The sequence below is a fragment of the Nocardia sp. NPDC005998 genome (assembly GCF_040614395.1).
Lineage (GTDB): Bacteria > Actinomycetota > Actinomycetes > Mycobacteriales > Mycobacteriaceae > Nocardia.
In genome coordinates this window covers 66,045-80,474 of record NZ_JBEXUI010000012.1, presented here as the reverse complement: position 1 = coordinate 80,474, position 14,430 = coordinate 66,045, and the positions used below count along the sequence as shown (strand labels likewise).

General features: G+C 67.9%; 11 protein-coding genes. 8 read left to right on the top strand and 3 right to left on the bottom strand.

What is annotated here, in order from left to right:
• Positions 1 to 665 precede the first annotated feature (665 nt).
• The gene (locus ABZ293_RS18625; protein ID WP_355182093.1) at positions 666 to 1,478 is read right to left on the bottom strand and encodes a dienelactone hydrolase family protein; all 813 of its coding nucleotides are present in this window, start codon (positions 1,476 to 1,478) and stop codon (positions 666 to 668) included.
• Between the two features lie 461 nt (positions 1,479 to 1,939).
• Between ABZ293_RS18625 and ABZ293_RS18620 the strand changes: the two genes are divergently transcribed.
• The 6 genes from ABZ293_RS18620 (at position 1,940) to ABZ293_RS18595 (ending at position 9,051) form a co-directional block, all read left to right on the top strand.
• Positions 1,940 to 2,818: an aldo/keto reductase gene (locus ABZ293_RS18620; RefSeq protein WP_355182091.1), complete on the top strand. Its 879-nt coding sequence runs from the start codon at positions 1,940 to 1,942 to the stop codon at positions 2,816 to 2,818.
• A 137-nt stretch (positions 2,819 to 2,955) separates the two neighbouring features.
• Positions 2,956 to 3,804 carry an alpha/beta hydrolase gene (locus ABZ293_RS18615; protein ID WP_355182089.1) on the top strand — a complete coding sequence of 283 codons (849 nt, stop codon included), beginning with the start codon at positions 2,956 to 2,958 and terminating at the stop codon, positions 3,802 to 3,804.
• A 34-nt stretch (positions 3,805 to 3,838) separates the two neighbouring features.
• Entirely contained in the window at positions 3,839 to 4,285 is a 447-nt protein-coding gene (locus tag ABZ293_RS18610; RefSeq protein ID WP_355182087.1) for a VOC family protein, read from the top strand.
• 22 nt (positions 4,286 to 4,307) lie between these two features.
• Positions 4,308 to 5,783, top strand: a complete 1,476-nt coding sequence (locus tag ABZ293_RS18605) for an NAD(P)/FAD-dependent oxidoreductase (protein ID WP_355182085.1) — start codon at positions 4,308 to 4,310, stop codon at positions 5,781 to 5,783.
• Entirely contained in the window at positions 5,780 to 7,222 is a 1,443-nt protein-coding gene (locus ABZ293_RS18600) for an aldehyde dehydrogenase (protein ID WP_355182083.1), read from the top strand. Before ABZ293_RS18605 ends, ABZ293_RS18600 begins: the two co-directional genes overlap by 4 nt.
• A 233-nt stretch (positions 7,223 to 7,455) precedes the next feature.
• Positions 7,456 to 9,051, top strand: coding sequence for an ATP-binding cassette domain-containing protein (locus ABZ293_RS18595; RefSeq protein ID WP_355182081.1), 1,596 nt, complete (start codon positions 7,456 to 7,458; stop codon positions 9,049 to 9,051).
• Between the two features lie 71 nt (positions 9,052 to 9,122).
• Here the strand turns inward: ABZ293_RS18595 and ABZ293_RS18590 are convergent, their stop codons facing one another.
• Complete coding sequence (locus tag ABZ293_RS18590; protein ID WP_355182079.1) at positions 9,123 to 10,163, bottom strand: alpha/beta hydrolase; 1,041 nt, start codon at positions 10,161 to 10,163, stop codon at positions 9,123 to 9,125.
• 87 nt (positions 10,164 to 10,250) lie between these two features.
• Positions 10,251 to 12,965, bottom strand: a complete 2,715-nt coding sequence (locus tag ABZ293_RS18585; RefSeq protein WP_355182077.1) for an AAA family ATPase — start codon at positions 12,963 to 12,965, stop codon at positions 10,251 to 10,253.
• A gap of 129 nt (positions 12,966 to 13,094) precedes the next feature.
• On the opposite strand from ABZ293_RS18585, the gene ABZ293_RS18580 reads away from it, so the two are divergent.
• Together ABZ293_RS18580 and ABZ293_RS18575 are read left to right on the top strand one after the other, a co-directional pair.
• A complete protein-coding gene (locus ABZ293_RS18580) occupies positions 13,095 to 13,523 on the top strand; it encodes a hypothetical protein (protein WP_355182075.1) in 429 nt (142 codons plus the stop codon).
• On the top strand, positions 13,523 to 14,425 hold the full coding sequence (locus ABZ293_RS18575; protein ID WP_355182073.1) for an alpha/beta hydrolase: 903 nt from the start codon (positions 13,523 to 13,525) through the stop codon (positions 14,423 to 14,425). Before ABZ293_RS18580 ends, ABZ293_RS18575 begins: the two co-directional genes overlap by 1 nt.
• The last annotated feature ends 5 nt before the right edge of the window (positions 14,426 to 14,430 follow it).

Below are 14,430 nucleotides of genomic sequence, written 5' to 3'. Positions count from 1 at the left end.
GCGGGCACCAGCCAGAATATCCCGGCCGCTCACTTGCGGCCACGGCATCCGAAACGTGCTGCCCTGCCAATGTGTCGCGACCCCGCGCCGCACGATGCCCCCGCCGCCGCTGGCAGGTCCGCGACAGCCACCCACACGACACCCCCGAATATTGGACAAGCGATCACCATGCGCTGATGCAGGCAAACGCCGAGAGCACCCCTGCATCAGCGCATTCTCGACCGATCAGGTTTGCGGATTTGTTGGTTCGGCAGAGTTGGGGCGGGTGGTTGTGGATCGTCTCGAGGTTTTGCGGATGCCGCGCGGGGGGCCCGATGCGGCGGTCGCACATTCGACTGTCGTTCGCAGTTGGCGGCAGGCCACTTATGCGGCTCGACCGGGGTACTTCTTCCACAGGCATCACAGTCCGGGGGGGCGGGCAGACTCGTGCCGCCGTGTTCGGGCAGCCACATCACTGTGACCATCAATGGTGACGCCGCTATGAAGATCGAGCGCTCGGTCCCGAGGGGCGCGGCGCCATCGCCATCACCGAATGGCTCGCACTCACCATGCACCTACCTAGATGACCGCACCTACGTCACTCACGGGGCGCCGGATCTTGTCATCTACCTCGGCAGATACGGCCTTGACGCCGGTCTGCTCATCGCTCGGCGCGCACAGCCGACTCAGGACGTGCGGAGCCTGCTGCGCAGGTACGCCAGGATCTCGTCCCGAGCCTGCACCGTCGGGTGCCCTTCCTCGTCCACGAAGTGGGCGGTCACCACGCTGTGCGGGGTCTCGACCGTGTCGCGGAAGAACGGGGGCGGTTCCTGGTTGGCGTACTCGGCCGGGATTACGCGGCCGTCGAAGCGGTCGCCGAGGAGTTGGCGGTAGGCGGCGAAACGTTGGGCGGTGCACCACTTGTCGCCCTCGAAGCGGTAGGCGAGCGCTTGCAGGTCGTCGCGTTCGAAGCGTCGCTTGATTGCGGAGGCATCGTCCGGGGACAGCTCCAGGGCGGCCGGGTTGTCCAGGGGGAGTGAGGGGTGGTTGACGACCGGGGCGATGACGGAGGGCTCGAGAGTCATCGTGAGTGCGAAATTGCCCGTGAAACACATACCGATCGCGCCGACACCCGGACCGCCGCACTCTTCGTGTGCGACCCGCGCCAATGCTCGCAGCCACACCGCGATCGGGCTGGTCTCCCCGCCGCCGAAGGCGCGGAACTCCTTGCTGATACAGGCCCGTCTCGCGATCCGGTCCCCGAGTTCGACGGTGGGGTATGCGCCGTCGACCCCGAACAGCGACGGCATGTACACCGTGAATCCGGCATCGCGCACCCACCGGGCGAGCCGCACCACGTCGGGGCTGATGCCGGGCATCTCCGGCATCAGGATCACCGCCGGACCGGACCCGGCCACGTAGACGGTCTTCTCCGCACCCTCCAGCGAAACCGCCCGCCGGGCAAAGCCATCCAACACACTGTCATCCCCAGGCTGCACGATGGACCCTTTCTCGAACCGGCGCACTGTCATTCACCATCCGGCGCGGTCAATTGTCAAGACGGCTGAACCGGCGCTCGGTTTCGGCATGATCGGATCGTGGACCTTCGGGGTGCAGCTGGCACCTACCGCCACTGATCTGGCCCCCTGGAACTGATCTGTGCTGGCTAGAGCTGAAGCAGAGTGATCATCGGGAGGTTGCGCCGATCGACGCGATCACCCGGGTCAGATCGGTGTCCTCGATGACCAGCCCGCCACGGTGACGGGACCCCAACTCGATGCCCTGGCCTGCGACCCGCACGGTCGGCTCGCATCTGCATCGCACCTTCCCCGGACTCGGCCGCACCGACGGTGATTACGTCATTCGACGCTCGCGGCGGCGCGCCCGCGAAACCTAGCTTCGTCGACGCGGCCACTGCAGGCCGCGATTCGCAGCTCATGAAGAGAAAGAGATCGAGCCGATGACAACGACATTTCAGCTGGGCGGAGACCTGGCGGTGCGTCGAATTGGATACGGCACCATGCGATTGACCGCACCGCAGGTGCCCGGCTTCTCGAACGCCATGTTTCACATCTGGAACGCGCCGGATGATCGGCGGGCCGCCATCGCGGTTTTGCGTCGTGCCGTGGAGCTCGGGGTGGATCTGTTCGACACCGCTGATTCATACGGACTCGGCGAGAACGAGTCGCTGATCGCGGAGGCGTTGTCACCGTATCGGGACGAGGTCGTCATCGCGACCAAGGTTGGTGCGGTGCGGCCCGCGCCGCCGGAGTGGATTCCGCTCGGGCATCCGGCTTACCTGCGTCAGCAGGCCGAATTGTCGTTGCGCCGACTGCGACTCGACCGCATCGACCTGTTGCAACTGCATCGCGTCGACCCTGCGTTCCCCTTGGCGGATCAGGTCGGCGCGTTGAAGCAACTCGTCGACGAGGGCAAGGTGCGCCATATCGGTCTCTCCGAGGTGAGTGTCGAGCAGTTGCGCGAGGCGGCCGCGATCACTCCGGTCGCCAGTGTGCAGAACCTGTACAACATCGGCGAGCGCGGTCACGAGGACGTGGTGGAATACGCTGCGGCACAGGGCATCGCGTTCATTCCCTGGTTCCCGATCGGGGCCGGTGCGCACGCCGTCGCCGACGGTCCCGTGGCCGAGGTGGCGGCCGAGGTCGGCGCGACACCCGCACAGGTCTCGCTGGCCTGGCTGCTGCACCGATCGCCAGTGATGCTGCCGATTCCGGGCACGACCTCGCAGTCCCACCTCGCGGACAACGTCGCCGCGGGGGATCTGCGGCTCTCCGACGACCAGCTTCGGCGGCTCTCGGCCGCAGTGCCGGTACGGTAACCGGCCGGGGCTCGGCGGGTGCGTCGGGTGCTGACTACGTCATGGTCTGCGTCGGTTGACAGATGTGGCGGCGGGGGAGCGGGAACCAGAGTGGAAGCCGCACAACGTGCTTCACCGCTCCTCGAAGGGACAATGACATGGTCGACATTCGACGCCCCCGGATCTGGCGCGCGGGCCGGGCGATCGCGGCGGTCACGGCCGCAGTCGCGGCCGGTAGCCTCGCCGTCGCGTGCACCGCCAGCACCACTCACGCCGGGCCGACCGAGGACGCGCCGAAGCCGACCATCGTCCTGGTGCACGGCGCGTTCGCGGACGGATCGAGCTGGAACGACGTCATCGACAAACTCCGCAAGGACCACTATCCGGTTGTGGCGGCGGCGAATCCGCTGCGCGGGCCCGCTGCCGACGCCAGCACCCTGCGCGGGTTGATCAGCCACATCAACGGACCCGTCGTACTGGTCGGGCACTCCTACGGCGGATCGGTCATCAGCGCCGCCGCGGCCGGCAGTGATCAGGTCAAGGCGCTGGTGTACGTGGCGGCGTTCCTGCCCGCGCCCGGCGAGACCGCGCTCGAGCTGACCGGCAAGTTCCCCGGGTCCACCCTGCCCGGCACGCTCGATCCGGTCCCGTTCACCAATCCAGACGGCAGCACCGGTACCGATTTGTATATCCAGCAGGCCAAGTTCCGCGACCAGTTCGCCGCCGACGTCCCCGCCGACCGCGCCGCCCTGGCCGCCGCCTCCCAGCGCCCGATCCTCCAAGCCGCGCTCCAGGAGAAGGCCACCGTCGCCGCCTGGACCGATAGGCCCAGCTGGGACGTGATCACCACCGAGGACCTCAATATCCCGGTCGCGGCGCAGCGATTCATGGCCGAACGGGCGCACGCGCAGGTCACCGAGGTGGCGGCCTCGCACTCGGTCGCCGTCTCGCATCCCGATCGGGTGGCCGAGGTAATCGAGCAGGCCGCCGTGAAATCCGCCCACTGATCATCCCGAAAGACCTTCGAGGAGAACACGAATCATGGATATGAAACTGGAAGTCGTCGTCCTGCCCGTCGCCGACGTCGACCGCGCCAAGGCCTTCTACACCGAGCGGCTCGGCTTCCGTCTCGATGCCGATTTCCCGGTGGACGACGGCTATCGCGTCGTGCAGGTCACCCCGCCCGGTTCGGCGTGCTCGATCATCTTCGGCACCGGCGTCACCGCGGCCGTGCCCGGATCTCTGCGGGGCCTGCATCTGATCGTCACCGATATCGAGAAGACCATCGCGGAGTTGACCGAACGCGGGATCGCCGTGGACGGACCGTTCCGCGACGCGACCGGTGTGTTCCACCATGCCGGAACCGAAAGCCGGGTCCCCGGGGTGGATCCGCAGCGGCGCAGCTACGGATCGTTCGCCGCGTTCACAGATCCGGACGGCAACGACTGGTTCCTCCAGGAAATCACGCAGCGCGCACCCGGCCGATGACTGGTCTATCGAAGGGAACATCATGTCCGACAAGGAAGTTCGTACCTACGACGTCGTGGTCATCGGGGCCGGGCCGGTCGGTGAGAATGTCGCCGACCGCACCCGCGCCGCCGGATTGAGCACCGTGATCGTTGAATCCGAGCTGGTCGGCGGCGAATGCTCGTACTGGGCTTGTGAACCCAGCAAGGCCCTGCTGCGCCCCGCCCTGCTCTACGGCGAGGCCGTACGCTTTCCGGGAGTCGGTAGCGCGGTCACCGGCCGCCTGGACGTGTCCGCGGTGCTGAAACACCGTGACCGCATGGCGGCCGGCTGGAACGACCGGGACCAGGTCAACTGGCTCGACTCCGTGCGGGTCGACCTCATTCGTGGCCATGGCCGACTCGATGGACCGCGGCAGGTGACCGTGCACACGCCCGAGGGCGGCATCGTGCGGCTCGCCGCTCGGCGCGCGGTGGCTGTGTGCACCGGCACGTCCGCGGCCCTGCCGCCGCTGCCGGGCCTGGATGCGGTGCGGCCGTGGACAAGTCGCGAAGCCACCGGTGCCCGGGAAGTACCCGACCGGCTCGCGATTCTCGGAGCCGGGGTGGTCGCCGTCGAAATGGCCACCGCCTGGCAAGCGCTCGGTGCGCGGGTCACCCTCATCGCCCGCGAGTCCCGGCTGCTGGGCCGCATGGAGGCATTCGCCGCGAACCTGGTCGCCGAGCGGCTCCGGGAGGCCGGTGTAGAGCTGCGGTTCGGCACGACCATCACCGCGGCCGAACGGGCGGGTGGACCCGATGACGGCATCCACCTCACCCTCGCCGACGGCACGCGGCTGGTCGCCGACGAACTGCTGCTGGCGACCGGACGCGCACCTCGCACCGAGGATCTCGGCATCGACACCGTCGGCCTGACACCCGGCCAGTGGCTGATCACCGACGACACCTTCACTGTGACCGCGGTCGAGGGCCAGTGGCTGTACGCGGTCGGCGACGTCAATCACCGTGCGCTGTTCACCCATCAGGGCAAATACCAGGCCCGAATCGCCGGGGCGGTCATTGCCGCCCGGGCACGCGGGCTCACGTTGGACACCGGGAGATGGGGCCCGCACACCGGGACCGCCGACCTCGAGGCAGTGCCGCAGGTGGTGTTCACCGATCCGGAGATCGCAGCGGTCGGCCTGACCACCGAGGATGCCGCCCGCGCCGGGCGGGTGGTGGACGTTATCGATTACGACATCGGAAGGGTCGCGGGCGCGATCCAGCACGATCCGGGCTATCGAGGACACGCTCGGGTCCTCATCGACCCGGAGCGCCGAGTGATCGTCGGCGCCACCTTCGCCGGACCTGGCGTCGCCGAACTGCTGCACTCGGCCACCATCGCCATCACCGGGGAGGTCCGGATCGACCGCCTCTGGCATGCGGTGCCAGCGTTCCCCACCATCGGCGAAGTCTGGTTGCGGCTGCTGGAAACCTATCGCGACCAACACAATTCGCCAACCCCAGGAGAAAACAGATGATCACCTACGACCGGCTCTACATCGGCGGTTCGTGGACCGAACCCAGCGAACCGGCACTGCTGGAGATCCTGTCTCCGCACGATCGATCGCTCATCGGCCGGGCGGCGCAGGCGCAACCTCCCGATGTGGATCGGGCGGTGGTGGCGGCGCACGCGGCTTTCGAAGGCCACGTGTGGCGCGACACCCCGCCCGCCGAGCGAATCGCCGTGCTGCGACGGTTCAATGAGCTGCGCGAGGCACAGGCCGACCGGATCGCCGAGCTCATTACCGCCGAAAACGGTTCCGCCGCATGGTTCACCAAGGCCGGTCAGGCCGGTCTGACCCGGCAGGCGAATGCCTACCTCGCAGCCGCCGAGAATTTCGACTGGGAGCGCACGCTCACCTCGTCGGACCCGGATGCGCGCGTGCGCAGCGTGGTGCGGCGCGAACCGGTCGGCGTGGTGGCTGCGGTGATCCCGTGGAACTCGCCCTTCTCCTCAGCGACATCGAAGATCCTGCCCGCCCTGCTCGCCGGAAACTCGGTGGTGCTGAAGGTATCTCCGGAGAACTCACTGAGCATGGGCCTGCTGGCCGAGCTGGTGGATCGCATCGGCCTGCCGGACGGAGTGATCAGTGTGCTGCCCGCCGAACGGGAAACGAGCGAGTACCTGATATCGCATCCACTGGTGGACAAGATCGCGTTCACCGGCTCGACCAGGGCCGGTCGCCGGATCGCGTCCATCGCGGGCGAGCAGCTCAAACGGGTCGGTCTCGAACTTGGCGGCAAATCGGCGGTGGTGATCCTGCCCGATGCCGATCTGACGGCGGTGATGAATGGCCTGAAGTTCGGTTCCCTACTGAACAACGGAGAGTCCTGCATCGCCCACACGCGGATCCTCGCCCCGCGCTCCCGCTATGAGGAGGTCGTCGCGGCGCTGGCAACGCTGGTCGAGTCCTTGCCGGTCGGTGATCCACGCGACCCGGCCACCTTCATCGGCCCCATGGTCCGCGGCGATCAGCAACAGCGGGTCCGCGACTATATCGAGGTCGGTATCGGCGAAGGCGCGCGCCTGGTCTGCGGCGGCCCGCAGCTTCCACCCGGTCTGCGGGACGGCTTCTATGTCACGCCAACGGTGTTCGCCGATGTGACGCCGACCATGCGCATCGCGCGGGAGGAGATCTTCGGCCCGGTCCTGGTCGTTCTCGCCTACGACGACATCGACGATGCGATCCGCATCGCCAACGACTCCGACTACGGGCTCTCCGGTGGTGTGTGGTCGGCGGACGAGGACGCGGCTGTGGCCGTCGCCCGCCGAATCCGGACCGGTACGGTCACCGTCAACGGTGCACCGATCGGATTCGACGGTCCCTTCGGGGGCTTCAAGGCCAGTGGGATCGGTCGCGAATACGGGGCTGTGGGTCTGGGCCAGTACACCGAATACCAGACCATCACTATCTGACACCGCTGGTAGGGTAGTCACGTGCTCATCGAGGAAGTCGACAGAATCTAGCCGCCCAGTCGAAGGCGGCGCTTCCCATCGCACATTCTCCCTCGGTGTCTTCGAACGGCCCGAGACATTCTCGCCTTCGCCTGCCTCCGCAAAGTTCCGAAATCATGCGCGCCGACGGTCACCTCGACCACGGCGTGAAACTTGCGGCCGCTCGTTCGCGAGCAGGAAAGAGTCGACGACCCATGTCCACCCCCATGTCCGCTGCGATCACCTTGCAGAATCTGTCCTTCGAATGGCCCGACGGCACCGTCGCGGTATCCGGGCTCAACGCAACGCTGACCACCGGGCGCACCGGTTTGGTCGGCCGCAACGGCGCCGGGAAATCGACGCTGTTGCGGCTGATCGCCGGAATCCTGATGCCGACGTCCGGGCGCATCGAAACCAGCGGTGCGGTGGGTTACCTCCCGCAGACCCTCACCCTCGGCCGCGAGGCCACCATCGCGCAATTACTCGGTATCGCAGGCAAACTCGCAGCCCTACACGCGATCGAGTCCGGCGAAACCGCGGACGAGCACTTCGAGACGATCGATGACGACTGGGACATCGAATCCCGCGCTGACGAGGCGCTACACGAAATCGGTTTCAGCGCCGGCGATCTGAACCGCAAGGTAGGGGAGATCTCGGGTGGTGAAGCCGTGCTCGTCGCGATCACGGGACTGCGGATCCAGCGCACCCCGATCACCCTGCTCGACGAGCCGACCAATAACCTCGACCGCGAAACCCGAGCCAAGCTGGCCGAATTCGTGGATTCGTGGCCGGGCACCCTCGTCGTGGTGAGTCATGATCTCGAATTGCTCGAGCGGATGGATGCCACCGCGGAATTGCGTAGCGCGGCGCTGGAGGTGTTCGGCGGGCCCTACAGCGCCTGGAAACAGTACGTCGAACAGGAGCAGGCGGCGGCCCTACAGGCGGCTCGGACCGCTGAACAGGCGTTGAAGGTCGAGCAGCGGCAGCGGATCGAGGCCGAGACCAAGCTCGCCAGACGTGAGCGCACCGCCCGCGCGACACAGCGGGACGGGGGAATTCCGCGGATTCTCGCGGGCAACCGGGCCAGCAGGGCGCAAGGGTCGGCCGGGGCGATGCGCACCACTCTCGATGCGAAAATCCGTGCGGCCCAGGACATCGTGGATGCCACGTCCGCTCGGGTCCGCCGCGACGAACACATCCATCTCGAACTGCCCGATCCGGATGTGCCGCGCAATCGTCGCATTGCGGAACTGAGCGACGGTGACCGGCGCGTCGTCATTCAGGGCCCGGAACGCGTCGCCCTGATCGGCCCCAATGGTGCGGGCAAGTCGACGCTGATCGAGAACCTGCTCGCGGGCCGCCACCCGGAACGCGGCACCCTGCTCACCGATCGGGTGGGATATCTGCCGCAACGTCTGGACAGCCTGGACGAGCAAGCCAGCGCGCTCGACAACGTCCACGCGGTGGCCACCGCCACCGCGCCCGCCACGATCCGCAATCGGTTGGCCCGCTTGCTGCTCCGCGGCAGCAGTGTGGAACGGCCCGTCTCGACGCTGTCGGGCGGTGAACGCTTTCGAGTATCGCTGGCGCGCTTGTTATTCGGCGATCCACCGGCACAGCTGCTGATTCTGGACGAGCCGACCAACAACCTCGACATCGCCAGTGTCGAGCAACTGGTCGAAGCTCTCGCCGACTATCGTGGCGCGATCCTGGTGGTCAGCCACGACTACTCGTTCCTGCGCAGGATCGGGATCGACACCGTCGTGGAGCTCGAACGCAGCGGCCGCATCCAGCAGCGCGCCGCCCTGTAACCGCGTCCGGCTCCGGGCACACGCAGTGCCCGGAGCCGGATATCGACTGCACGGCAAGGGGTTTCGCGCCCTCACAGACGGTCGGCGTCGATGATCGCCTGGGCGAACGGGTGCGGCGCTTCCTGCGGGACGTTATGCCCGATGCCGTCGAGGATGCGGTGCTCATGTTTGCCGGTGTACTTGGCGGCGTAGGGTTTTCCGTCCTTGGCCGCGCCGTCGAAGTCGCTGCCGATGGTGATGGCGGGCACGGTGATGGCCGGTCCGGTGGCGAGTTGCTGTTCGTAGGCGTCGTATTGCGGTTCGCCCGGTGCCAGGCTCAGCCGCCACCGGTAGTTGGAGATGACGATGTCGACGTGGTCGGGATTGTCGAAGGCGGTTGCGCTGCGGTCGTAGGTGGCGTCGTCGAAATTCCATGCTGGGGAGGCACGCTGCCAGATGAGCTTGTTGAAATCGTGTCGGTTACGGTTGTAGCCGAGGCGGCCGCGTTCGGTGGCGAAGTAGTACTGATACCACCAGCCGAGTTCGGCTTCGGGTGCCAGCGGCTGCTGCTGTGCGGCCTGCTGGGTGATGATGTATCCGCTCACCGCGACCATTGCCTTGACGCGTTGCGGCCACAGTGCGGCAATGATGTCGACCGTGCGTGCGCCCCAGTCGAATCCGCCGAGGACGGCCTTGTCGATGTGCAGGGCGTCCATGAAGTCGATGATGTCGCGCGCGATGGCCGACTGCTGTCCGTTGCGCACGGTCTGCGCGGACAGGAAGGTGGTCTCACCGTAGCCGCGCAGGAACGGGACGAGCACCCGGTATCCGGCCGCGGCCAGCAGCGGGCCGACATCGGCGTAGCTGTACGCGTCGTAGGGCCAGCCGTGCAGCAGGATCACGGGTTGCCCGGTGGCGGGCCCGAATTCGGCGTAGGCGACGGAGAGGACACCGGCGTCGATCTTCTTGATGGGGCCCAGGCTGGTGTTGGCTCCCGATCCCGCCCGCAGGGCCGAGCCTGGCGTGGCGGTCGCGGGCGTGGTGGAGGAGTCCGTGGCGCAGGCGCTGAGGGTACCCGCGGCCAGGACCGCCGCCAGCACTCCACTGAAAAGTCGTCGTCGGTTGATGTTCATGCCATCGACGCTAGGCAGCGCACCGGCGCCGCCGCGTGCGTCGGATGACGTAATCGGTGTCGATCGGTCGCACCGGCGACCGGTCGATCAATCGGCCGTTTCGTCCGAGGCGGGCAGCAGTGCCGCGAGGTCCCCGCGTGAACTGATGCCGAGCTTCGGGAAGATGCGGTGCAGGTGGGTGCTGACGGTCCGGTGCGACAGGTAGAGCCGTTGCCCGATCTCCCGATTGGTCAGCCCCTGTGCCGCCAGTTGCGCGATGCTCAGCTCGTGCGGGGTGAGCCGTTCCCGGGCGTCCGGGTCGCGATTCGGGCTGGATTCTCCCGCGCTACGCAGCTCCAGGCGGGCCCGTTCGCTCCACGCGGCGAAGCCGAGGGCGTCGAAAATCTCTCGGGCCATGCGCAAATGGGTGCGGGATTCCACGACCCGGCGCTGTCGCCGCAGCCATTCGCCGTAGGCCAGGTGCAGGCGGCCGCGTTCGGCGGGCCAGCCGGTGAGATCCGCCGCCAGTGCGGTGGCGAACAGCTCCCCGGCCTTGTCACCGGCGAGAACCGCTCGGGCGTAACGCATTCCGATGTGCAGAGCGGGCGATGGCGTGGACGCGGCCGTCGGCTCCAGTTCGCGCAGCAGGTCCGCCATGGCGTCGGTTCGCCCCGCGCGGACCGCGGCCTCGGCGAGTTCGGAGAGGAAATATGCGCACAACGCCGGTGAATGCGATGGGTCGCGCGGATTGTGGATGCGGGCCAGGTCGGCGTAGGCGTCATCGAATCGGCCCTCGCCGAGCGCGATGAGCGCCCGAGTGAGCTGCACGGTGGCCAGCACTGGGCGCGCGCCGGCGGCCAGTCCGGTCCGTTCGGCGTCGGCCGTGAGCGCCGCGGCCTGCGGGTAGTCCCCACGCAGAGCCGCAATTTCGGCCTGCACCGTGGTGACGGTCGCATGCATGAAAGGCTGCCCGGTTTCCCGGGCGAAGGCCACGGCCTCGGCTGCGATGGGCGCGGCGGCGGCGAGGTCACCGACCCGGGCCAGGCTCCAGGCCTGGATCGCGAGTGCCCGGGTCAGCAGCCCCAGCTGCCCGGCGGAACGGAATCCGGGTGCGGCCGCACCGGCGAAGTGTGCCGCGAGGTCGAAAGCGCCGACCTGATAGGCCGCGCTGCTGAGAAAGTGATCGGTCTCTGTATCGCGCCCCGTGGTCGCGGCCAGCACACGCAGGTGGCCGAGGACCTGTTCTCCGCGCTCGAACGGGGCCACGATCGAGTCGATCGCGAGCTTGCGCGGATCACCTTCGGGAATGCCGACGGTGTCGGCGACCGCGAGTACCGCGCGCCGGATATCGGGCCCGGGTTCGGACCAGAAGCATCGCGCTGCCGCACCCCACAGGATCCGCAGCGCGGCATCCGGAAACCCATCGGCAGCGACGGAGGTCGCGAGCGCGGCCAGTTCACCGATGTGCGAAGGATTGTCGCGCATTCCGTCCTCGAACCCGCTGAGCACCCACTTCGCGGTCGCCTCCTGCTCCGCCGTGAGGGGGAGCGTGCGCGCGGCGCCGACCAGCCGTTCGGCTGTGTCCCGGTGACCGGAGTCGACGGCCAGTTCGGCCGCGCGCAGCAGGCGATCCGCGCGTCGACCGGGGGTGACGCTCAGGGCCGCGGCGCGTTCCAGCGCCGCGACCGTGCCGCCGCGGTGCCGGGATCGTTCGGCGGCGCCCTCGAGGGCCGCGGCCACGTCTTCGTCGGCGCCAGCGGCACCCGCCGCACGATGCCACACCTGGCGTTCCGGCAAGTCATCGAGTGTTTCGGCGAGTGCCAGGTGAGCGCGGCGGCGTTCCGCGGCGGTCGCCGCCGCCGCGAGGGCCGACCGAACCAGCGGATGGCGGAAAGTCACCGTGCCGGAACCGACGCTGATCAACCGGGCCGCCACGGCGGGCGCGAGCACCTCGGATGTCACCGCGGATTGCAGGAGGATCCCTGCGGCAGTGAGTGTTTCGGCGGCCGAGTCGCCGTCGTTGAGGGCCGCGACGAGCAACGCGGACCGGGTCGGCCCGGGCAGTGCGGCGCCGCGCGCTGAGAAGGCCTGTTCGAGACGTTCGGTCAAAGGCAGCGCCAGGGCGGTGTCGGTGAGATCCGCTACGGCCATCGGCAGTTCGGTCAGCGCCAGCGGGTTGCCGTGAGCCTCGGCGAGCACCCGGTGGCGGACCTGAGCGGGCAGCTCCGGTGCGGTGCTGTCGAGTAGCTCGTTCGCGTCGTCATCGGGCAGCGGACCGATACACATGACGGTCAGTCCGGCATCGCGCAGCGGTGAGGTCGTGCCGTCACGCAGGGTAGCGAGCATGGCAACGGGTTCGGAGTCGATGCGGCGTGCGACGAAGGCGAGCACCTCGGCGCTGGCGAGATCGAGCCAGTGCACATCCTCGGCGACAACCAGTACCGCTCGGTCGGCCGCCGTATCGGCGAGCAGGGTCAGGGCGGCGAGCCCGACCAGGTGGATGCTCGGCTCGTCGGTGGCATCCGACATGCCCAAGGCGGTCGCCAGCGCGTCGAACTGACGCGGCGGCAGGGCGTCGAACTCGCGGCGCAGCGGGTACAGGAGTCGATGCAGTCCGGCGAAGACGAGATTGCGTTCGGCTTCCACTCCGGCGGTTCGCAGCACCCGCAGCCCCGCGATGGCCGCGGCGGCGGCAGTCTGCTCGACGAGCGTCGACTTCCCGATCCCGGGTTCGCCTTCGATCAGGATGCCGCTCTGGTCGCCGGGGCCGTCCACGAGGGCGGACAGGTCTTTCAGCTCGGCATCTCGTCCGAACATCGGCATGTGTGGCGCTCTCCTCCCGGACCCGCTATGGCATACGGGACCGGTCGCGACCCTACCGAAACAGGATTACGTCAAGACAGCGTCAACTGACTGATTCGGCGCCATGCCGTCGGCGGCGAAGGTATTTCCATGGCTACCGTCCGTTTTCACCTGATGTCCACGCTGTCTCCCGCCGAGGTCATGCACGTGCTCACCGACTTCGGGCCCACCCGTGCCGAGGTGTGGCCGAGCATCGACGCCGAACACTTCGTCGTCCACGATCGTGGCGACACCTGGGCCGAGGTCACCGAGGGCACCGCCGCCGCCTGGGAACGCGCCCGCTACGACTGGGATCCGGCCGGTGACACCGTCACCGTCACCACCCTGGATTCCAAGCTCTTCGGCGCGGGCGGTGGCTGGGTCTTCCGAATCACACCGGATCTGCCCGGCTGCCGCGTCGATGTCGAACTGACCCGGACCCCGCAGGCGTTCAAGGGCAAGATCCTGGCGGCACTGCTGCCCCTGGTCGGACCGTCCGCGCTGCGCAAGTCGTTCATCGGCCCGCTGCGGGCGGCGTGATGTCCACACCGCCTTCGATCCGCGAGACCCTCGCGCCCGGCACCCACACCTTCGACTCCGATGGCATCGCACAGCGGTACCACGTGCACGGCAGTGGACCGGTATGCCTCGCGCACCCCGGCGGACCCGGGATCTTCTGGGACTACCTGCGCATGCCCGCCCTGGAGGAACACCTGACCATGGTGTACGTCGAAGCGCTCGGCACCGGCGAATCCGGTCGCCTGCCCACCCATCCGCACGGCTACATCCGGGAGCGCTACAGCCGCGCCCTGCAACGGCTGATCGACCACCTGGGCGTGCCCGAGGTGTATCTGCTCGGCCACTCGCACGGGGCGTTCGTCGCCGCCTATCACGCACTGCACCGACCGACCGGGCTCGCGGGCGTGGTCCTGTACGAGGGCGCACCGGTCACCGGCCCCGAGCACGGGACCGAAGCCACGCGCCGAATCCAGGAGTTCGCCGCCGCGCACGCGGACCGGCCCGAACTGGATGAGGTACTCGCGGCATTCGCTGCCATGCAGGATATTTCGAGCGACGAACAGACCCTCTCCGTCGCGCGCGGAATCCTGCCGTCCTACTTCGCCGACTACTGGGGAAATGAACAGCGGTGGGCTCGCTTCCGGGCCGGCCTGCGGGCGAGCTATATCTCGGGACTGGACGCGGACCTGTCTCCCGATCTCATCGATGACCGCGCCGATCTGCCGAACCTGACCGTCCCGGCCTTGGTCATCGTGGGCCGCCACGATGTCATCTGCGGGCCGCGCTGGGGACGGGAACTGCACGAATTGATTCCCGATTCGCGCCTGGTCGTGCTGGAACACAGCGGGCACATGGGGCATCTGGAGGAACCCCAGCGCTTCGACTCCGCGGTCCGGGAATTCGTCTTCGCATCCAAGGAGTGATCGAT